We start from the raw sequence: 18071 nt of genomic DNA, 5'->3' as shown, positions 1-18071 counted from the left end.
CGAGGACTGGGCGGGTACTGGAGTTTCCACCATCCCGCCCTCTCTGAAACAGCGCACAAGGACTTCCGAACCAAGATCGTAAACGCGTGGGAGCTGGTGCGACGTCACATCTTGGTAGCGCTGCCGTCGTGAGGCGGCACGGAGAAGCGAGCGTCAGGGCGGGGTCAGATGAGGCCCTGGGCGAGCATGGCGTCGGCGACGCGTTCGAAGCCCGCTATGTTCGCGCCGACGACGTAGTTGCCGGGTGCGCCGTAGCGTTCGGCGGTCTCGTAGCACGTCTCGTGGATGTTCCGCATGATCGAGGCCAGTTCCTCCTCGACGCGGGAGAACGACCAGGCGGCGCGGCTCGCGTTCTGGCGCATCTCCAGGGCGCTGACGGCGACGCCGCCCGCGTTGGCGGCCTTGCCGGGGCCGAACGCGACGTTCGCGTCCTGGAAGATGTGCGCGGCCTCCGGCGTGGTCGGCATGTTGGCGCCCTCGGACACCGCCTTGACGCCGTTGCGGACGAGGATCCGCGCGGCCTCCGCGTCCAGTTCGTTCTGCGTCGCGGACGGCAGCGCGATATCGGCCGGGACGTCCCAGACCCGGCCGCCCGGTACGAACCGGGCGGACACGCCGCGCTTGTCGGCGTAGTCGGACACGCGGCCCCGGTCGATCTCCTTGACCTGCTTCAGCAGGTCGAGGTCGATGCCCTTCTCGTCCACCACGTACCCGCTGGAGTCGGACACCGTGATCACGTTGGCGCCGAGCTGCTGCGCCTTCTCGATCGTGTAGATCGCGACGTTCCCGGAGCCGGACACGGTGATCTGCTGGCCGTCCAGGTCCTCGCCGCGGCGGCGGAGCATCTCGGACGTGAACATGACGTTGCCGTAGCCGGTCGCCTCCGTCCGGCACGCGGAGCCGCCCCAGAGGGCGCCCTTGCCCGTCAGCATCCCCGCCTCCCAGCGGTTCGTGACGCGGCGGTACTGGCCGAACAGGTAGCCGACCTCGCGGCCGCCGACGCCGATGTCCCCGGCCGGGACGTCGGTGTGCTCGCCGACGTGCCGGTACAGCTCGGTCATGAACGACTGGCAGAACCGCATGACCTCCTCGTCGCTGCGGCCGTGCGGGTCGAAGTCGCTGCCGCCCTTGCCGCCGCCGATGCCGAGCCCGGTCAGCGCGTTCTTGAAGATCTGCTCGAAGCCGAGGAACTTGACGATGCCGAGGTTCACCGTCGGATGAAAGCGGAGCCCGCCCTTGTACGGCCCGAGTGCGCCGTTGAACTCGACGCGGAAGCCGCGGTTGACGTGGATCTCACCGTTGTCGTCCTGCCAGGGCACCCGGAACATGATCTGGCGCTCCGGCTCGATCACCCGCTCGACCATCTTGGCCGCCGCCAGCCCCGGCCGCGCCGCCAGGACCGGGCCGAGGGACTCGAGCACCTCGTGGACGGCCTGGTGGAACTCCGGTTCGCCCGGGTCCCGGCTGAGCACCCTGTCGTAGGACTCTTCCAGGGCGGCCATTGTCTCGGGCGGCGCCGGCAGACGAGGGGCCAGTGGCATGGTGAGGTTCCCTTCCGTGAGACCCCTCCACTCTAAAACCTGTGTTTCACCGCCTGAGACGGGGTGACCGCAGGTCGGAACCGGTGCACTGCCGACCAAAGCCCTGAACGGTCCCATGCCGAGAGCGCCGGGCTCGTGAACCACCGCGGCGGCGAGCGGTCAGGGGGCGGCGCGGAGGTGGCCGGCGAGGACGGCGGCCTGGCTGTGGTCGATGTCCTTGGTCGCGGTGAGGAGGGTGAGCGTGCCGCCGGCGGCGAGTTCGCGGAGCCGGTCGAGGGCGGCGGCGCGGTCGGGGTCGCGCAGCTCGGCGTCGTAGCGGTCGGTGAACTCGCCGAACTTGTCGACGTCGTGGCCGTACCACTTGCGCAGCTCGGTCGATGGGGCGACGTCCTTCGCCCACTCGTCCAGGCGGGCCTTGTCCTTGGACAGCCCGCGCGGCCACACGCGGTCGACCAGGACCCGCGTGCCGTCGTCGGACGATGCGGGCTCGTACACCCGGCGCAGCTTGACGTCCATGCTTCCTCCCAGTCCCACCTATACCCGGCCCGGCGGCTCGATGCCCGGGTTCTGTCGGTGCCGGGCCGTACGCTCTGGCCGTCCGTCCACGGGGAGGCCGCATGCCGGAGACCGCGCGCCAGGCGCCCTTATGGCGGCTCACCCCGGCACAGCGGCTGCTGGAGGGCGGTGCGCTGCTGAACTCGCTGGCGTTCTTCGCCGCGATGCCGTTCGCGCCGCTGTACCTGAGCGAGCACACGAGCCTCGGGAAGCCCGCCGTGGGCGCGGTCGTCGGGGCGGTCGCGCTCATCGCGGCGTTCGGCGGGCTGCTCGGCGGCATGATCGTCGACCGGCTCGGCGCGGTGCCGCTGATGCGGGCCGGGCTGGTCTGCTACGTCGCCGTGTACGGGCTGCTGGCCTCGGTCCGCGAGGCGGCGGCGATCGTGGTGCTGTTCCTGCTGCTGGGCGGGGCGCGGCTGATGGTGGAGCCGGGCGCGAAGAAGCTGCTGTCGCACGCGGCCGACGAGTCCCCCGGGCGCGCGGAGGGCCGCATGTTCAGGGTGCGGTACATGACGCTCTGCGCGGGCGCCATCGGCGGGCCCGCGATCGGCGGCGCGCTGTACCACGTCGATCCGGTGGCGTTCTTCGCCGTGCCCGCGTTCTTCTACGCGTCCTACCTGGTCCTCGTGCTCGTGCGGAACCGGGACCTCGTGGCGTTGCAGCCGCCGCGCGGGGACGGGGCCGGGCCGTCCGCGCGCGCGTCGGTCGCGGCCACGCTGCGCGACCGGCGGCTCCTCGCGGTCGTCGCCGGCGGCATCGTGGTCTTCTTCGTCTTCTCCCAGCTGGAGTCGATGATCCCGCTCTACATGAAGGAGCGGTACGGCGACCGGACGGAGGGCTACTTCGCGGTCCTGTTCATCACCAACGCCGTGCTCGCCCTGGCGCTGCAACTCCCGATCGACCGGGTGTCGGGGCGGATCGGCCGCACCGCCTTGATCGTGCTGGGCGCGGCGAACTTCACGCTGGCGTTCGCGTGCTTCTGGGCGAGCCCGTCCGGCCTGGTCTGGCTGTACGCCGGGATCGTCTTCTGGACGATCGGCGAGGGCGTCCTGCTGCCGCTGCCCGACATCGCCGTCCACGAGATGGCGTCCGGCGAGCACAAGGGCGCGTACTTCGGCCTGTCGGAGGTCCGGCAGCTCGGCTTCTTCCTCGGCCCCTTCACCGGCGGCCTGCTGCTGGACGCCGGGACGACGCCGTACTTCCTCGTCATGGGAACGTTCATCTTCCTGTGCGTCCCGCTGTTGATGCACCGCCCCTCCGGCGCCGTGCCGTCCGCCTCCGGAGCCGCCCCCACGCCCGCACCCGCTCCCTGATCGCGGTCCGGGCGCTCACCCGTCCGGGCCCGCCGCGGGGTTCCGGTCGGCGGGGCTCCGGTCGGCGGCGCTCCGGGCGCGCTCGGCCGCGCGGCGGGCGAACTCGGCGGCGGCGGTGCGGCGGGCGAACTCCCCGGCCAGGGCGCGGCCGAGGACGTCGTCGTCGGGCCGGTGCCGTTCCAGGTATTCGAGGGCCTCGGCGAGTTCCCCGGTGGTGAGCCGGCGCACCGGCTTCCCGGTCCAGCGCGGAGGCCGCCCGTCGGCGGCCCCGGCGGCGGGCGCCGCACGCGTTTCTGAGTTCACGTTCCTGCCCCTTTCATTGTCCGGTGCCGGTCATGGCGCGGCGCGGCGCCGGGTACCGCATTCGCCGGCTCGAATAGGATCGCCGCGTGCATTGGTGGAGCCAGCAGGCGTGCGACGCGGCCGCGGAGGCGCAGGCCGCCGATCCCTCCCCGGGAAATCTCATGGCCGCGGCCCAGGTGCAGGCGCTGGTCTCGCTGGCGGAGGCGCTGCACCGCATCGCCGCGACGCTGGAGGAGCGGGACGAGAACGATACCGCCCCGCCATTGCCCGTCCGGCCGAAATAGCGATCGTTTCCGCAAAGAACACCGGCGCGAAAATACCGGTGCGCCCGCAAAGGGGACGCACCGGTATCTCCCAGGACGATCAGACGTCGCTGAATGACTTGCGTTCCGTCCTGCCGTTGGCGCTCGGGGCGAGGCGGGAGGTCTTGGCGACGGGCGGGCGGGGCGGCGGCACGGTCTCCACGGGGTGGTCGGTGTCGGGCGCCGGGGCGCGCTCGTCGGGCACGGTGGGGCGGGGCTCGTCGCGGGGCCGGTCGCGCAGCCGCCGCGCGGCCTGCCGGAGGGCGCGCTCGCCGACCAGCCGGGTCAGCTCCAGGCCCCAGCAGTCCAGCTTGTCGGCGTCGGTGAGGTCGTCGCGGTGGCTCAGCTCGGCCGCGAGGCCGCCGAGCCGCTGCGCCTCCGACAGGTCGAACTCGCGCATGAGGTGGCAGCACAGCTCGGCGAGGGCGGCGTGGTCGCGCTCGAACGACAGCCCCGCCAGGTCGTTGCGCGACAGCCTGCTGAGGGCGCGCTTGCGCTCCAGCTCGCCGTCGGCGATCCGGAGGATGCCGTTGAGGACGGAGATCGGCCCGGCGCCGGCGGCCCTGCTCTGGGCGGGGGCGAACGACATCCGCAGGACGGCGGCGGAGCCGAGCCCGGCGGCGATCACCCGGACGACCATGAGGCTCGCCGGGGGCGTGGTGTCGGGGAGCCCGAACGTCCAGTCGGCGGCGGTGACCGCGATCAGCGCGACGATGGACGCGCTGCCGTTGACGAACACGAACAGCAGCCCGCCCGGCGACAGGAGGGCGGAGAACGGCTTGTCGCGGTAGCGTGCGACGAGTTCGGCGAGGCCGATCGCGCCGCCGATCAGGGCGGCGAAGAGCATCTCGAGGGTCATGGCCTTCCCCTATGCGCTGCGGGCGGTCAGCCGGCCGAACGGGGACTCCTCGCGCCGGTCGCGCCGCGCGAGCAGGGGTGCGGGACGCTGCCGGGCGGCGAGTTCGGCGCTCTCGACCTGCAGGAAGACCAGCAGCCATTCGGCGGGGCCGGCGGCGAGTCCGGAGTGGGTGCGCAGCGCCTGCTCGCGGGCGCCGAGAAAGGCCAGCAGCCAGCCGGTCGGCCCGGCCGCCCCGGCGCCTCGAATTCGTGAATTCATGGGGACGACCTTCGCGCAGCGGGGCACGGAAGTCGACGCCATCCGGGTCAAGTTTTCGCGGCGCGGGAGGGATTATCGGCAATTGCCGTTACGTCGGGAACGTCCGGTCGGCGGCGCCGATCTTCGCCCTTTTGGAGGGAATCCGGTGCCGTTTGATCAGGCCCGGGGATACCTTTACGAAGATTTCCGGTTCGGCGCTGAAACGTCTCCTGCGGGGAGATCTCCTGCCCCGTTCGCGGGCCGTCCGGCGGGGCTTCCGGCATTGCCCGGGAGGCGGTGCGACACGCCGCGCGGCGTGTCGTCGACTGTCAGCGCGGTGACAATCACCGGCCGGCCGCGCTGTCGCTGCGCTGGGCGCGGCAGGGGCTCGCGCTGGTCGAGCGGGGCGTGCTGCCGGGCAAGGAGCCGCTGCGCTGCCTGGACCATCTGCCGAGCCTGGTGGCGGCGCAGAGCGAGGAGCTGCTGGACGTGGCGCTCGGCGGCCGGCTCGCGCCGCTGATGAAGCTGCCGCCGCACCGCCGGGACGCGCTGGCCCGGACGCTGCTGACCTACATGGAGTGCCGCGACAACGCGGTGGCGGCGGCGGAGCGGCTGCTGGTGCACGAGCAGACCGTCCGGTACCGGATCCGGCGGCTGGGCGAGACGCTCGGCGGGATCATGCTCGATCCGGACCGGCGCATCGAGCTGCTGCTGCTCCTGCACCATCTCGTCCGCCTCGATCCGGGCGACCGGCGGCTGTCCCCCGGCGGACGCGCCGCAGGCGTGAACCGCGGTTGAGCGCCTGAACGGGCGGAGGGGCCACTCCCCCCGAAGTGACCCCTCTCCCCCCGTTCCGCCCGTGCCGGCCCCGGTGTTCTCACAGGACCGGCCGCTCCCCCCGAAGCGGCTCGCACCGGCCGGCGGCGGATGTGAAGAACGTAGCGAGGGCGGCGCGCCGAATCGAGGTTTCGGCCCTCCCCATCGACGAACGGGCCACTATGTGCGACGAACGGACCACGCTCAGCGAACATCTGGTGGGGGAGCGTGATGTAATTGCGTATTCCGGACGGCTTGCAGGGGCGAAGGGGCGAGGCGATGGCGGGACGCGCGCGGCCGATCACGCTGGTGGGGACTCCTGTCCTGCATCAGCCGTGCCGGCCGGTCGAGGACTTCGGCGCGACGCTGCGGGAGCTCACCGACGACATGTTCGCCAGCATGTACGAAGCGGAGGGCGTCGGCCTGGCCGCGAACCAGATCGGCGTGGACCTGCGCGTCTTCGTCTACGACTGCCCCGACGCGGACGGCGAGCGGCACAAGGGCGCCGTGGTCAATCCCGTCCTGGAACTGCCGGATCTGGAGGACAGGCGGCTGGACGACGACGAGGAAGGGTGCCTGTCCGTGCCGGGCCCTCATGCGCGCCTGGCACGTCCCGACCGTGCGGCCGTGCACGGCTTCGACGTCGAGGGGGCGGCGATCCGGGTAGAGGGGACGGGATTGCTCGCCCGCTGCCTCCAGCACGAGACGGACCACCTTGAGGGCAAGCTCTACATCGACCGGCTGTCGGCAAGGGCGCGCAAGAAGGTGCTCAAGGAGTTCGAGGCCCTGCGCGCGGAGAGCGCGGCGGGCTAGGCGCGGAGAGCGCGGCGGGCTAGGCGCGGAGAGCGCGGCGGGCTGGACGCGCAGGGCGCGGCGGGTCAGCCGTTCCACACCGGGAGGTGGACGGCGGACGGCCGGTCCCTGTCGCGGAGGATCTCGAAGCGGGTGCGGCGGGACGCGACGGCCCGTCCGGCGGGCTCGCCGGTGCCGTGGTTGCGGGCGAACCTGGGGAACGCGCCGCCCGCGAGCATGACGCGCAGCCGGTGGCCGCGCAGGAAGCGGTACGCGGTCGGGTGCATCTCGATCTCGGCCCGGACGACGCCCTCGCTCCCGATGCGCAGGATGCCGTCGGTGACGTTGCGGGAGACGCCGTCGCGGTCGACATCGCAGAGGCGGATGAACAGGTCGCCCCGGCCGGTGCTCGTCCGGACGTGGATCGTCGCCGACACCGGGCCGATGAGGTCGAGGTCGTCGTCCAGGGGCGTGCCGGTCATGACGACGACGTCGGCGCGGTGCTCGATCCGCGTGTTGTCCCGCTGCTTGCCTTTGCCGGGCGACAGGAGCGGGCCGCCGACGGTGGGTGTGGGGTCGAGCGGGTCGTAGGTGAACGTGGCGGGGCCCGCGTCGGGTGGGCCGTCCCAGACGAGGCTCTGGCCGAGGTAGAGCGGCGTGGGCTTGGTCTCGGGCGGGGGCCACTGGTCGAAGTCCAGCCAGCGGTCGGCCTTCTGCAGGTGGAGCCTGACCGGGGCCCGGCGGAGCTGGGCCTTGTCGCCGTTCAGGTGGGCGTTCAGCCAGGAGACCTGGTCGGAGACCATCGCACGGAGGGCCTTGGTGTCGTGTCCCCACGGGCCGATGGTGATGCGGACCTGGCGACCGGCCTCGTGGAGGGCGGTGAAGTCGCGTAGCTGGCCGCGCAGGAAGAGGTCCCACCATCCCGTCACCATCGTGGCCGGCGTGGTGGTGGCGGGGACGGCGGCGCTGTGGTCCGTCGCCTCCCAGAAGCCGTCGCCCGGTTCGGCGTGGGCGGTGACGTCGCGAAGGAACGATTCGGAGCGTCCGATGGCCGCCGTGTCCGCTTCCCCTACCGGCAGGTGACGCATCGCCTGGCGGACGCGCCTGTCGTGGAAGGGCCGCTTCCTCTCGCCTTGCGTGCCCATCAACGACGACCAGACGAGCGTGTTGTGGAGGGCGAGCGCACCACCCGGATAGAAGGAGCTCACGAACTCGGACGCGGTGACGCCGAGCCCCATCGCCTCAAGGGGAGGGTCCGCATAGGGCGCGATGGCCCATTCGGTGAAGCCGAGATAGCTCGCGCCCACCATGGCGACCTTGCCGTTACACCACGGTTGGTCGCGGAGCCATGCGAGCGTCGCCAGGCCGTCCGCCTTCTCGTTGTGGAAGGCGTGGAACTCGCCGCCCGAGCCGAGGACGCCGCGCACGTTCTGGATGACGACCTGGAACCCGCGCCTTGCGAGGACCCCGGCGAACAGCCGCATCGCGGGTTGCCGCTTGCCGTAGGGGGTGCGTATCAGCACGGCCGGCATCGGCCCCACGCCGCGCGGCCGGTACAGGTCGGCGATGAGGACGGCGCCGTCCGGCATGGGGACGCGCAGGTCGCGCCTGATGCCGATGTCCGGTGCGGGCACCTCGGGCAGGCCGAAGAGGCGGTCGACGAGTCGTCCCACGATGGCCATGCGCTCCTCCTCGGTCCGGTTACGAGGCTAGGAGACGTTCGTACTCGTAGAGAACGCCGGCGAACTCGCCGGTCGGCATCTCGCATGCGTGGCCGGGCAGCCACAGATGCTCCAGCCGGACGGTCTGGACGTCGACCCGCAGATGGCAGGCGTTCCCCGTGTGCTCCCAGCCGGGACGCGCCGCGCGCACGACCTCCAGATGGTGGCGATGGCTCTGCACGTCGTGGAGCAGGAACGCCGTGAGGACGTGGCGCGGCCCGTTCACCGCCTGGGTGAAGGTGCCCGCGCTGGACGCGGCGGCCTCCAGGTCGACCCCGGAGTCGACCAGCTCTGGGAAGAACACCCGGACGTGGCGGACGACGCCCTCGATCTCGATCGGCTGGCACGGCAGCCTCGGGACGGCGTCCGGGTCGACGTATCCGTGCACCGGGACACCGGCGACCACGCCCGACCACGCTCCCGGGACGCCGCTGACGAAACGGGCCTGCGTCAGGGTGTTGCCGAGCTCCGCCAGAAGCCGCTCCGGGTCGAGACCCCGCGGCATGAAGGTCTTGGTGCCGCCGCGCAGGCGGGTGCCCGACTCGTCCAGGACGGCGAGGTCGGCCCAACAGGCACCGGAGCCGGTCTCCATGACGCCGTGCGGGAGGCAGCCGTCGGGGTGCGGGGTGAGCCCGGCCATGTCCTCCAGCATGGCGCGCGGTGACTGGATCAGGCCCCAGCCCTGCGTCCGGTGGGAGACGGACCCGAGCGCGAGGGAACTCGCCATCGGCTCGCCGTTGCGCGGCTCCCCCAGGACGCGTTCGAGGCTGCGGCGGCTCCGCAGGGCGCCGATCTCCTGGAGGTACTCCTCCAGGCACTGCCGCAGCACGTCCGGGTCGAGGTCGCAGGACGCCCATCCGCCGACGTCCCGGACGTGGACGATCGTGCCGTCGAAGTCGAGGCGGTGGTAGCGGTAGACCTCCTCCCAGGGCGCGGACGGGCCGCCGCGGCCCAGCCGCCCCTGGGCGCGCGCGATCGCGGAGACGTCCTCGCCGAGGTCGTTGATGAGAAAGTCGCGCAGCGGGGCGTGCAGTGGATCGGTCTCCACGGCCACCCGCGCGCCATCGCTGCGGAACCGCACCGGAAGCGACATCGCCATTCGCGTGATTATGCCTATAAGCGAAGATCATCACCGCTAGGGCGGAATGTTCTTTCCGAACGTGCAGGCCATCAGCCAGTTTCGCTGCCCGTCCACGCGGGTTCGTCGGCCGTGTACGGGGGCGCCGGCTCGTACGGGCCGGCTCAACCGGGGCCGCTGAGCGGCGTCTCCCGGCCCCGGTCCCGCCGCCGAGCGGCCGGGGCCGGGAACTCCGCCCACACCACCGTCCGCGGCCCGTCCGCGCGGAACCCCCAGCGCGCCGAGAGCGCCTCCACGATCCGCATCCCGCGTCCCGTCTCGGCCCCGGCGCCGTCCTGCGCCCGCGGGGCCCTGACGTGCGGGCGCGCGCCCGCCGCGCCGTCGTCGGCGACCTCCAGCCGGTACACCCCGTCGCCCGCCGCGAGGACGACCGTCACCCGCCCGCCGTCCAGCCCCGACGCCGTGTGCGTGACCGCGTTCGCGACCGTCTCGCTCACCACCATGATCATGTCGTCGAGGGCGGGGAGGCCGGGCACCAGGTCGCGGACGAAGCGCCGCACGACCCCGACCGACCGCCGCTCCCCCGGCACGGTGATCTCGCCGATCACCGTGCACTCCCGCGCCTCCCCCACAGCACCGCCTCCCCCACGCCGGACGGAACCGGCCCGCAGGCCCGGATCGCCGGCCACGGCGGCCCGCAACGCGTCCTCGACGCCCACCCGACGGCTCCCTTCACGTCCGGAAAGTCGCCCGCCACCTCGCTGTACGGCCCCGCACCGGCCTTCCGTTCACGCCCCCCGGCGGGCCGATCGGACACCCGGGACCGAATGGTTACGCTGAGTAGTGCAAGGTGACCACGAGTACCGCACCGGGGGATCGGCTGTGACGACGGAGAGGCGGGACCGCGTCCGCCGCTGGCGGAACCGCCTGCTCTTCTCGGTGCGGGGGCGCGCGACGGTCCTGACGGCGGCGGTGTCCGCGCTGATCCTGGTGCTGGTGTTCGTCCTGGTGATGCTCCTCGCCCGGGACTGGGCGACGAACAGGGTGGCGCGGAAATCGGAGCGGACCGCCGAGCGGATCGCGTTCGACGTCTCCACGGGCGCGCAGCGCCAGGCACTCACCGTCAAGCCGGACGAGGCGCCGCTGGTCCAGGTCGTGAGCCCCGACGGAACGGTCGAGGCGGCCAGCAAGGCCGCCGAAGGACGCCCGGCCTTCGCGCAACCGCGGCTCAAGCGGAACGTCCTGCTGATCGACGAGCGGGCATGCCCCGCCTCCCTGGACGGTTGCGTCTGGGTGTTCGGCCTGCGCCTGCGGACGTCGCCGTGGGGGGAGGGCGTGATGGTCATGGCCGCGTCCCCGCTGCCGACCCCGCTGGACGTGTGGCTGCTGCCGGTGGGCACCGCGTTCATCCTCGCCGTGCTCCTCGCCCTCATCACCTGGTGGACGTGGTACACGCTCGGGCGGGCGCTGGTCCCGGTCGACCGCCTCCGCGCGGAACTCGCGGACGTCGGCGCCCGGGGCCTGGACCGCCGGGTCACGGTGCCGCGGACGGAAGGCGAGATGCAGGCGCTCACCGAGACGGTCAACGCCACCCTCGCGCGCCTGGAGGAGGCGTCCAACCGGGAGCGCCGGTTCGTCTCGGATGCCTCGCACGACCTGCGGAACCCGATCGCCGGCCTGTACATGCGGCTGGAGGTCGCGCTGGACGAACCGGACGACTACCCCTGGAAACCGATGGTCCGCGCGGCCATGGCCGACGTGCAGCGGCTGAGCGACATCGTCATGGACCTGCTGGAGCTGTCCCGGCTCGACGCGCGTACCCCGGCGACCGTCGAGCCCGTCGACCTCGCCGAGCTGGCCCGCCGCGAGCTGGCGCTGAGCGGAGGCCAGGTCCCCATCGAGACCCGGCTCGAACCGGGCGTGGTCGTCGCCGCGAACACGGTGCGGCTGGGCCGGGTGCTCGCCAACCTCCTGAACAACGCCGAGCGGCACGCCGAGTCGCGGATCCGGGTCACCGTGGCCCGCGACGACGGTGAGGCGGTCGTGGAGGTCCTGGACGACGGCTCCGGCGTCCCCGAGAAGTCCCGCGAACGGGTCTTCGAGCGATTCGCCAGGCTCCCGGAGTCGCGCGACCGGGACCCGCACGGCACCGGCCTCGGCCTGCCCATCGCCCGCGAGATCGCCGAGATCTACGGCGGCTCGCTGCGCGTCGCCGACAGCCCGCGCGGCGCCCGGTTCGTCCTTCGGCTCCCACTCGCCTGAGCACATCGGGAGGAATCAGGGCGGATCCGGTGTTATGCCGTTGATCGGCGAGAGGACGTCATGGGCGAGGACCTTGGGTACGGGTGGCAGGGCGAGCTGCTGGATCTGCCCGCCTATCTGAAGCGTGTCGGATACGACGGCGAGCCGGCGCCGACCGGGGAGGCGCTACGGGCGCTCCACCGGGCGCACGTCACGTCGATCCCCTTCGAGAACCTGGAGATCATGCTCGGGCGGCCGATCGGGCTGTCGCTGGACGCCGTCCAGGCGAAGCTCGTCGAGCGGCCGCGCGGCGGATACTGCTTCGAGCACAACCGGCTGTTCGCGGCCGTGCTGGAACGGCTCGGGTACGAGGTCACGGCCCTGACCGGGCGGGTCACGCTGGGCGCGGCGAACCTCCGCCCGCCGACGCACGCGCTGCTGCACGTCCGCGCGCCGGGCGCGCCGCGCGACGAGCCCGCCTGGCTGTGCGACGTGGGCTTCGGCGGCGGGCCGCTGGAGCCGCTGCGCCTCGTCGACGGCGAGGAGGTCGTCCAGGACGGCTGGGGTTTCCGCCTCCAGCGGGGCCGCACCGTCACCGCGTGGACCCCGCCCACGACCGGCTGGGAACTCCACCAGACCGGAGCGGACGGCTGGCTCCAGCGGCACACGTTCACGCTGGACGAGGCGTTCCGGGTCGACTTCGACGTGCTGAACTACTACGTCTCGACCAATCCCCGGTCGCCGTTCACGACCCGTCCGTTCACGCAGCGGTTCTCGCCGGACGCCCTCCGCGCCCTGGACGGGACGACGCTGACCGTCACCCGTCCGGACGGCTCCGCCGAGTCCCGCGAGCTCGCCCCGGAGGAGCTGCCCGAAACGCTCGAACGGGACTTCGGGATCGTCCTGGAGGCCGAGGACGCCGCCCGCCTCATCGCGTTCGTCCGCGCCGGCGCCCCAGGACCGGAGGATTGAGATTCGCCCTCCGGGTATCGCCTCCGTTCGAGTCCGACGAGGAGGGGCGATGACCGGGCACGACTCGAACAAGCACGACGCGAACGAGCACGATTCGAACAAGCGCGACGAGGACAAGCCGCTCGCCGACCGGCGCGCCGAGGCGGGCGCGCCGCAGGACACCGAAGCGGACTTCGCCGAGGAGCACACCCCCGGCCCCACCGACCCGCCGATCGCCGAGGCCGAGACCCCCGGCGGCGAGGACGACGGCTACAGCCCGCAGACGGAGGTCCCGTAGCGGCTCACTCGCTGTCGTCGCCGTGGTCGGAGCCGACCGTGACGCCGACGACGTCGTCCAGCTCGCTCAGGTGCGCGGTGAGATCGGGCACCGAGCCCGTGCCCTCCAGCACCAGCGACACGACCGCGTTGCCGTGCCGCCGCCGCTCGGCGGGCTCGCGCCGGTCGCGCCGCTCGTCCCGGCCGCGGTCGGAGTCGTCCGGCAGGTAGTCGCGGTCGACGTTGACCTCCAGGATGACGAACCCGCGCTGCGTGCACTCCATCAGCACCTGCCGCAGCACGCCCCGGCCGTCCCGGTAGACGAGCCGCATCCGCACCGTCCCGGCCGGGCGGAACCGCCGCAGCGGCAGCCGGTGCGACAGCCCGCTCAGCCCGTACACGACGAGGAAGTGCACGGCCGTGACCGCCACGGCCAGGACCGGCAGCCCGCCGCCCGCCGCCATGCCGACCGCCGCCGTCACCCACACGACCGCCGCCGTCGTCAGCCCGCGCACCGCGTCCCGCCGGACGAAGATGAGCCCGCCGCCGATGAACCCGATGCCGGACACGATCTGCGCCGCCACCCGGGACGGGTCGAGCGACACGTTGCCCGGGACGTCCTCGAACCCGTACTTGCTGACCAGCATGAACAGGGCGGAGCCGACGCCGACGAGGGTGTGCGTGCGCAGCCCGGCGCTCTTGTTGCGCAGCCCGCGCTCCAGGCCGATGGCGGCCGACAGCACCATCGCCAGGAGCAGCTCACCGATCTGGACGAACCCCTGGCCCGGCGACAGCTCGATCACCCGTTGTCCCTACCCTCCCGCCGCGTCCCACAAGCCATCACAAACCATCACAAGCACCCGCAAACCTCCCCATGCAGGCCACGGCATGCGAAACCTGCCCCGGGTTCCGCTCCCGGGACAGGCTCGCCTCGCCCTATGCGCTGGACGGCTCGGGACGCAGCGGGTCGTGCCCCACGCTCATCAGCGCGTGCCGCCACTCCTCGTCCCGCTCCGCGTTCGGCGGACGGTGCTCCAGGCGGTCCTCGACGAAGTCCACGACCTCCACCATCAGCTCGGCGTCGCCCTCGGTCAGGTCGACCTTGCGCTTGCGCAGCACGTCCACCACGCGGGCGCCGAGCCGGTCGACCCCCGGGCCGCGTCCGCCCGCCGGGAACGCCTCTTCGCCCGAGGCGTCCGTGAGCAGCCACGTCCGCAGTTCGTCGGAGGTCATGTTGACGACCCGGTGGAAGTCCTCCCAGGCCAGCTCTACGTCAGCCGGTATGCGATCTTTCATCGGCAACTCCCTCTCGGCCGTTGCGGACCGCCCTACCCGATGCTCACCGCCCCATTCGTCCCACATTGCTGGGACATGACCGTGTTGCCTGACCTGCCATGCGTTACAGGGACGGCGAGCCGGGCACACGTCCGCCCATGGACCACTCCCAGGCCCCCGTCCTCGACGCCCTCGCGGCCTACCATCGCGAAGAGCAGCTCCCCTTCACCCCGCCCGGCCACAAGCAGGGCCGCGGCGCCGACCCGCGCGTGCGCGAGGTGCTCGGTGACGCGGTGTTCCGGTCGGACGTCCTCGCGATCTCCGGCCTGGACGACCGCATGTCGAGCAACGAGGTGCTGGAGCAGGCCCAGGAGCTGATGGCGGACGCCGTCCACGCCGAGCGGACGTTCTTCTCCACGTGCGGCAGCTCGCTTTCGGTCAAGAGCGCGATGCTGGCGGTGGCGGGCCCCGGCGAGAAGCTCCTCATCGGGCGGGACGCCCACAAGTCGGTCGTCTCGGGCCTGATCCTCTCGGGCGTCCGGCCGATCTGGGTGGAACCGCAGTGGGACGCCGTCCGGCACCTCGCGCACCCGCCGTCCCCCGAGGCGTTCGCGGCGCGCCTCGACGAGCACCCCGACGCGCGCGGCGCCCTCGTCACCAGCCCCACCCCGTACGGGACGTGCGCCGACCTCGCCGCGATCGCCGAAGCCTGCCACCGCCGCGGCAAGCCGCTCATCGTGGACGAGGCGTGGGGCGCGCACCTGCCGTTCCACCCCGGCCTCCCCACCTGGGCCATGGACGCCGGCGCCGACGTGTGCGTCACGAGCGTCCACAAGATGGGTGCCGGGCTAGAACAGGGCTCCGTCTTCCACCAGCAGGGAGACCTGGTCGACCCCGACGTGCTCAAGGCCCGCGAGGACCTGCTCGGCACCACCAGCCCGTCCGTCCTGCTCTACGCGGGGCTGGACGGGTGGCGGCGGCAGATGGTGGAACACGGTGAGGCCCTGCTGCAGGACGCGCTCGACCTGGCGTCCGGCGTCCGCGCGAAGATATCCGCCATCCCCGGGTTAGACGTCCAGGGCCGGACCGAGTTCACCGGCCCCGGACGTGCCCGCGACCTCGATCCCCTGCCGATCGTCATCGACATCGCCGGGCTCGGCGTCACCGGCTACCGCGCCGCCGACTGGCTCCGCGAGCACCACCGCGTCAACATGCACCTCGCCGACCACCGGCGGATCAGCGCGCAGCTCACCTTCGCCGACGACAAGGACACGGCCGCGCGACTCCTCGCCGCGCTCGGCGACCTGCACGCGCACGCCGGCGATCTGAAGGGGTCGCCGGAGATCTACGTGCCGTCCCCGAAGCAGCTGCGGCTCGAACTGGTCGTGCTGCCGCGCGACGCGTTCTTCGGCCCCGCCGAGCAGGTCCCCGCGCGCGACGCCATCGGACGCGTCAGCGCGGAGATGCTCACCCCGTACCCGCCCGGCATCCCGGCCGTCCTGCCGGGTGAACGGATCACGGCGCCGGTCACGGACTACCTGCGCACCGGCGTCGACGGCGGAATGGTCATCCCCGACGGAGCGGATCCGTCGGTGAAGACGATCCGGGTCCTGATCGAAGACTGACGTAGTCCTCCAGGCGGGCCACGGCGAAGCCCTGGCGCCGCACCCGCTTGAGCATGTGGGCGAACATCCCGGTCATCGTCTCGCCCTTGAGCTGCTCCGGGCCCCGGAAGTGGGCCAGCAGGATGTCGCCGGGGTGCAGCCTCTTGTTCACGTCGTCGTACTGCATGTCGTGGATCTGCATGGAGGCGCGCCACATGACGATCCCGTCGACGCCGCATTCGCGGGCCGCCTGCTGCGTGACCCAGTTCCATCGTCCGTAGGGCGGCCTCAGCAGGGTGGGACTCGTCCCGTACTGCTCGGTCAGCGCCTTCTGGTTGCCGCAGATCTCGCGCTTCTGGCCGTCCAGCCCGAGCGCCGGCAGGACGGGATGGGTCAGCGTGTGGTTCTGGACCTGGTTCCCCAGAGCCTGCAAGGGCCGGAAGTACGCGTAGTCGTCCATGACGACGTTGTCGGTGAGGAACATGGTGACGGGCACCCGGAGGTCCGTCAGCATCTGGACGAACCGGGGGTCCTTCTCCTGACCGTCATCGATCGTGATGAAGACGACCCGCTCCTCGGTCGGGACACGGTCGAAGACCTTCACGGGTCCCTTGCCGCCGAGCTTGAGGGGCGCGTCCTGCGGCGGAGCGGGCGCCGGCGGCAGCGGCGCGAGGCCCCACTTCCGCCAGACCGCGGCCTCGTCCCGGACGACGGGCGCCGCACTCGGCGCCGGCGCCCGCGTCGCCTGCACCGGCGCGGCCACCCGGCTCGGCTCGGCCGCCTCGCATCCCCGCGCCCCCAGCACCGCGACCAGCACGGCGGCACCGGCCACCACCCGAAAAGCCCGCACCCCTCGCCCTCCCCCACCCGGCTGCTCAGAACCTATCGGCCCTCGTGGGGGCGCCGGAGGGCGCTGTGCCAGACTCCTATCCGGCGGGACCGCTAGCTGAGGAGCGACATGGAGCTGATCCACTCCGGGAAGGTCAGGGACGTCTACGCGGACGGCGACGAGCTGATCCTCGTGGCGTCCGACCGGGTGAGCGTCTACGACGTCGTCCTGCCCACGCGGATCCCCGACAAGGGCAAGATCCTCACCCAACTGTCCCTGTGGTGGTTCGAGCAGCTCGCCGGAATCATCCCGAACCATGTCGTGTCGGCGACGGACGTCCCCGACGAGTGGGCCGGGCGCGCCATCCGCTGCCGCCGCCTCAGCATGCTCCCCGTCGAGTGGATCGCCCGCGGCTACCTCACCGGCCTCGGCCTGAAGGAGTACGAGAAGAACGGCACCGTGTCCGGGATCGCGCTGCCGGGCGGCCTGGTCGACGCGTCCAGCCTCCCCGAGCCGATCTTCACCCCGACCACGAAGGCCACCGAGGGCCACGACGAGTTCATCACCTACGCCGACGTGGTGGACGAGATCGGCGCCGACACCGCCGCGCGGCTCAAGGACGTCACGCTGGAGATCTACAAGCGCGGCGCCGCCCTCGCCGCCGAACGCGGCATCATCATCGCCGACACGAAGCTGGAGTTCGGCCGCGCCGCCGACGGCACGCTCGTCCTCGGCGACGAGGTCCTGACGCCCGACTCGTCCCGCTTCTGGCCCGCCGACGACTGGGCGCCGGGCCGCGCCCAGCACTCCCTGGACAAGCAGTTCGTCCGCGACTGGAGCAGCACCCTCGACTGGGACCGCACCCCGCCCGGCCCGGCCATCCCCCGGGAGGTCGTGGACGCCACCCGCGCCCGCTACACCGAGGTCTACGAACGCCTCACCGGCACCCCCTGGACGTCCTGACCCGGCCGGCGGGTGCTCTCAGAAGCCGGAGCGGTCGCCGGACGAGACGATGTCGTGGCCGAGCGGCGTCAGGGAGATCGGGATCAGCTTGAAGTTGGCGATGCCGAACGGGATGCCGATGATCGTGATGCACAGCAGCACGCCGGTGACCAGGTGCCCGAGCGCCAGCCACCAGCCGGCGACGATGATCCAGATGATGTTCCCGATGAGGGAGCCGACGCCCGCGTTGCGCTTGGGCACCGTCGTCCGGCCGAACGGCCACAGCGCGAACCCCGCGATCCGGAACGACGCGATGCCGAACGGGATCGTGATGATGAGGATGCAGCAGATGATTCCGGCGACCACGTAGCTCAGCGCCATCCAGAACCCTGCCAGCACCAGCCATATGACGTTCAGCAACGTCCGCACGAGCGAC

General features: G+C 72.2%; 21 protein-coding genes. 9 read left to right on the top strand and 12 right to left on the bottom strand.

Going from position 1 to position 18071, the window contains the following annotated elements; translation table 11 throughout:
- Nucleotides 1–164: 164 nt before the first annotated feature.
- Nucleotides 165–1502 (bottom strand): NADP-specific glutamate dehydrogenase, encoded by a 1338-nt coding sequence (gene gdhA, locus SM611_RS16630; RefSeq protein WP_371950502.1) that lies wholly within the window; start codon nucleotides 1500–1502, stop codon nucleotides 165–167.
- A gap of 198 nt (nucleotides 1503–1700) precedes the next feature.
- On the bottom strand, nucleotides 1701–2057 hold the full coding sequence (locus SM611_RS16625; protein WP_371950446.1) for a DUF488 domain-containing protein: 357 nt from the start codon (nucleotides 2055–2057) through the stop codon (nucleotides 1701–1703).
- A 101-nt stretch (nucleotides 2058–2158) separates the two neighbouring features.
- On the opposite strand from SM611_RS16625, the gene SM611_RS16620 reads away from it, so the two are divergent.
- Nucleotides 2159–3409 carry an MFS transporter gene (locus SM611_RS16620; RefSeq protein ID WP_371950445.1) on the top strand — a complete coding sequence of 417 codons (1251 nt, stop codon included), beginning with the start codon at nucleotides 2159–2161 and terminating at the stop codon, nucleotides 3407–3409.
- A gap of 15 nt (nucleotides 3410–3424) precedes the next feature.
- Here the strand turns inward: SM611_RS16620 and SM611_RS16615 are convergent, their stop codons facing one another.
- Entirely contained in the window at nucleotides 3425–3712 is a 288-nt protein-coding gene (locus tag SM611_RS16615; RefSeq protein WP_371950444.1) for a hypothetical protein, read from the bottom strand.
- A gap of 86 nt (nucleotides 3713–3798) precedes the next feature.
- Here SM611_RS16615 and SM611_RS16610 point away from each other — a divergent pair, with 86 nt between their 5' ends.
- The gene (locus SM611_RS16610) at nucleotides 3799–3996 is read left to right on the top strand and encodes a hypothetical protein (RefSeq protein WP_371950443.1); all 198 of its coding nucleotides are present in this window, start codon (nucleotides 3799–3801) and stop codon (nucleotides 3994–3996) included.
- A gap of 79 nt (nucleotides 3997–4075) precedes the next feature.
- Here SM611_RS16610 and SM611_RS16605 read toward each other — a convergent pair whose 3' ends face one another.
- The gene (locus tag SM611_RS16605; protein WP_371950442.1) at nucleotides 4076–4873 is read right to left on the bottom strand and encodes a hypothetical protein; all 798 of its coding nucleotides are present in this window, start codon (nucleotides 4871–4873) and stop codon (nucleotides 4076–4078) included.
- Nucleotides 4874–4882: 9 nt separating this feature from the next.
- Nucleotides 4883–5131, bottom strand: a complete 249-nt coding sequence (locus SM611_RS16600; protein WP_371950441.1) for a hypothetical protein — start codon at nucleotides 5129–5131, stop codon at nucleotides 4883–4885.
- A 276-nt stretch (nucleotides 5132–5407) separates the two neighbouring features.
- Between SM611_RS16600 and SM611_RS16595 the strand changes: the two genes are divergently transcribed.
- Both SM611_RS16595 and def read left to right on the top strand, forming a co-directional pair.
- Entirely contained in the window at nucleotides 5408–5908 is a 501-nt protein-coding gene (locus SM611_RS16595) for a PucR family transcriptional regulator (protein WP_371950440.1), read from the top strand.
- Between the two features lie 297 nt (nucleotides 5909–6205).
- A complete protein-coding gene (gene def / locus SM611_RS16590; protein WP_371950439.1) occupies nucleotides 6206–6739 on the top strand; it encodes a peptide deformylase in 534 nt (177 codons plus the stop codon).
- Between the two features lie 65 nt (nucleotides 6740–6804).
- Here def and SM611_RS16585 read toward each other — a convergent pair whose 3' ends face one another.
- The 3 genes from SM611_RS16585 to SM611_RS16575 all read right to left on the bottom strand — a co-directional run bounded on the left by SM611_RS16585 (nucleotide 6805) and on the right by SM611_RS16575 (nucleotide 10236).
- The gene (locus SM611_RS16585) at nucleotides 6805–8400 is read right to left on the bottom strand and encodes a CocE/NonD family hydrolase (RefSeq protein WP_371950438.1); all 1596 of its coding nucleotides are present in this window, start codon (nucleotides 8398–8400) and stop codon (nucleotides 6805–6807) included.
- A gap of 19 nt (nucleotides 8401–8419) precedes the next feature.
- The gene (locus SM611_RS16580) at nucleotides 8420–9538 is read right to left on the bottom strand and encodes a hypothetical protein (protein WP_371950437.1); all 1119 of its coding nucleotides are present in this window, start codon (nucleotides 9536–9538) and stop codon (nucleotides 8420–8422) included.
- 143 nt (nucleotides 9539–9681) lie between these two features.
- A complete protein-coding gene (locus tag SM611_RS16575) occupies nucleotides 9682–10236 on the bottom strand; it encodes an ATP-binding protein (protein ID WP_371950436.1) in 555 nt (184 codons plus the stop codon).
- 163 nt (nucleotides 10237–10399) lie between these two features.
- On the opposite strand from SM611_RS16575, the gene SM611_RS16570 reads away from it, so the two are divergent.
- The 3 genes from SM611_RS16570 to SM611_RS16560 are packed head-to-tail and all read left to right on the top strand — an operon-like array spanning nucleotide 10400 to nucleotide 13007.
- Nucleotides 10400–11779: a sensor histidine kinase gene (locus tag SM611_RS16570; protein WP_371950435.1), complete on the top strand. Its 1380-nt coding sequence runs from the start codon at nucleotides 10400–10402 to the stop codon at nucleotides 11777–11779.
- A 60-nt stretch (nucleotides 11780–11839) separates the two neighbouring features.
- Complete coding sequence (locus SM611_RS16565) at nucleotides 11840–12730, top strand: arylamine N-acetyltransferase family protein (protein WP_371950434.1); 891 nt, start codon at nucleotides 11840–11842, stop codon at nucleotides 12728–12730.
- Between the two features lie 49 nt (nucleotides 12731–12779).
- Complete coding sequence (locus tag SM611_RS16560; RefSeq protein WP_371950433.1) at nucleotides 12780–13007, top strand: hypothetical protein; 228 nt, start codon at nucleotides 12780–12782, stop codon at nucleotides 13005–13007.
- A 4-nt stretch (nucleotides 13008–13011) separates the two neighbouring features.
- On the opposite strand, the gene SM611_RS16555 is transcribed toward SM611_RS16560, so the two are convergent.
- Both SM611_RS16555 and SM611_RS16550 read right to left on the bottom strand, forming a co-directional pair.
- Nucleotides 13012–13788 carry an MgtC/SapB family protein gene (locus tag SM611_RS16555; RefSeq protein ID WP_371950432.1) on the bottom strand — a complete coding sequence of 259 codons (777 nt, stop codon included), beginning with the start codon at nucleotides 13786–13788 and terminating at the stop codon, nucleotides 13012–13014.
- Between the two features lie 133 nt (nucleotides 13789–13921).
- Nucleotides 13922–14281, bottom strand: a complete 360-nt coding sequence (locus SM611_RS16550; RefSeq protein WP_371950431.1) for a DUF3140 domain-containing protein — start codon at nucleotides 14279–14281, stop codon at nucleotides 13922–13924.
- Nucleotides 14282–14418: 137 nt separating this feature from the next.
- On the opposite strand from SM611_RS16550, the gene SM611_RS16545 reads away from it, so the two are divergent.
- Nucleotides 14419–15885 (top strand): aminotransferase class I/II-fold pyridoxal phosphate-dependent enzyme, encoded by a 1467-nt coding sequence (locus SM611_RS16545; RefSeq protein WP_371950430.1) that lies wholly within the window; start codon nucleotides 14419–14421, stop codon nucleotides 15883–15885.
- Here SM611_RS16545 and SM611_RS16540 read toward each other — a convergent pair.
- Nucleotides 15827–16714 (bottom strand): polysaccharide deacetylase family protein, encoded by an 888-nt coding sequence (locus tag SM611_RS16540; RefSeq protein WP_371950429.1) that lies wholly within the window; start codon nucleotides 16712–16714, stop codon nucleotides 15827–15829. The genes SM611_RS16545 and SM611_RS16540 overlap by 59 nt on opposite strands.
- A 108-nt stretch (nucleotides 16715–16822) precedes the next feature.
- On the opposite strand from SM611_RS16540, the gene SM611_RS16535 reads away from it, so the two are divergent.
- Complete coding sequence (locus SM611_RS16535) at nucleotides 16823–17656, top strand: phosphoribosylaminoimidazolesuccinocarboxamide synthase (RefSeq protein ID WP_371950428.1); 834 nt, start codon at nucleotides 16823–16825, stop codon at nucleotides 17654–17656.
- 18 nt (nucleotides 17657–17674) lie between these two features.
- On the opposite strand, the gene SM611_RS16530 is transcribed toward SM611_RS16535, so the two are convergent.
- Nucleotides 17675–18064, bottom strand: coding sequence for a YccF domain-containing protein (locus SM611_RS16530; RefSeq protein WP_371950427.1), 390 nt, complete (start codon nucleotides 18062–18064; stop codon nucleotides 17675–17677).
- Between the last annotated feature and the right edge of the window lie 7 nt (nucleotides 18065–18071).

The organism is Actinomadura monticuli (assembly GCF_041463655.1).
GTDB lineage: Bacteria > Actinomycetota > Actinomycetes > Streptosporangiales > Streptosporangiaceae > Spirillospora > Spirillospora monticuli.
The sequence above is the reverse complement of the archived record's forward strand: the minus strand, read 5'-3'. Positions and strand labels throughout refer to the sequence as shown.

Coding starts and splice junctions, on each gene's coding strand:
- gdhA (WP_371950502.1), bottom strand. CDS start 1,502: ATGGCCGCCCTGGAAGAGTCCTACGACAGGGTGCTCAGCCGGGACCCG.
- SM611_RS16625 (WP_371950446.1), bottom strand. CDS start 2,057: ATGGACGTCAAGCTGCGCCGGGTGTACGAGCCCGCATCGTCCGACGAC.
- SM611_RS16620 (WP_371950445.1), top strand. CDS start 2,159: ATGCCGGAGACCGCGCGCCAGGCGCCCTTATGGCGGCTCACCCCGGCA.
- SM611_RS16605 (WP_371950442.1), bottom strand. CDS start 4,873: ATGACCCTCGAGATGCTCTTCGCCGCCCTGATCGGCGGCGCGATCGGC.
- SM611_RS16600 (WP_371950441.1), bottom strand. CDS start 5,131: ATGAATTCACGAATTCGAGGCGCCGGGGCGGCCGGGCCGACCGGCTGG.
- def (WP_371950439.1), top strand. CDS start 6,206: ATGGCGGGACGCGCGCGGCCGATCACGCTGGTGGGGACTCCTGTCCTG.
- SM611_RS16585 (WP_371950438.1), bottom strand. CDS start 8,400: ATGGCCATCGTGGGACGACTCGTCGACCGCCTCTTCGGCCTGCCCGAG.
- SM611_RS16580 (WP_371950437.1), bottom strand. CDS start 9,538: ATGGCGATGTCGCTTCCGGTGCGGTTCCGCAGCGATGGCGCGCGGGTG.
- SM611_RS16565 (WP_371950434.1), top strand. CDS start 11,840: ATGGGCGAGGACCTTGGGTACGGGTGGCAGGGCGAGCTGCTGGATCTG.
- SM611_RS16560 (WP_371950433.1), top strand. CDS start 12,780: ATGACCGGGCACGACTCGAACAAGCACGACGCGAACGAGCACGATTCG.
- SM611_RS16550 (WP_371950431.1), bottom strand. CDS start 14,281: ATGAAAGATCGCATACCGGCTGACGTAGAGCTGGCCTGGGAGGACTTC.
- SM611_RS16545 (WP_371950430.1), top strand. CDS start 14,419: ATGGACCACTCCCAGGCCCCCGTCCTCGACGCCCTCGCGGCCTACCAT.
- SM611_RS16535 (WP_371950428.1), top strand. CDS start 16,823: ATGGAGCTGATCCACTCCGGGAAGGTCAGGGACGTCTACGCGGACGGC.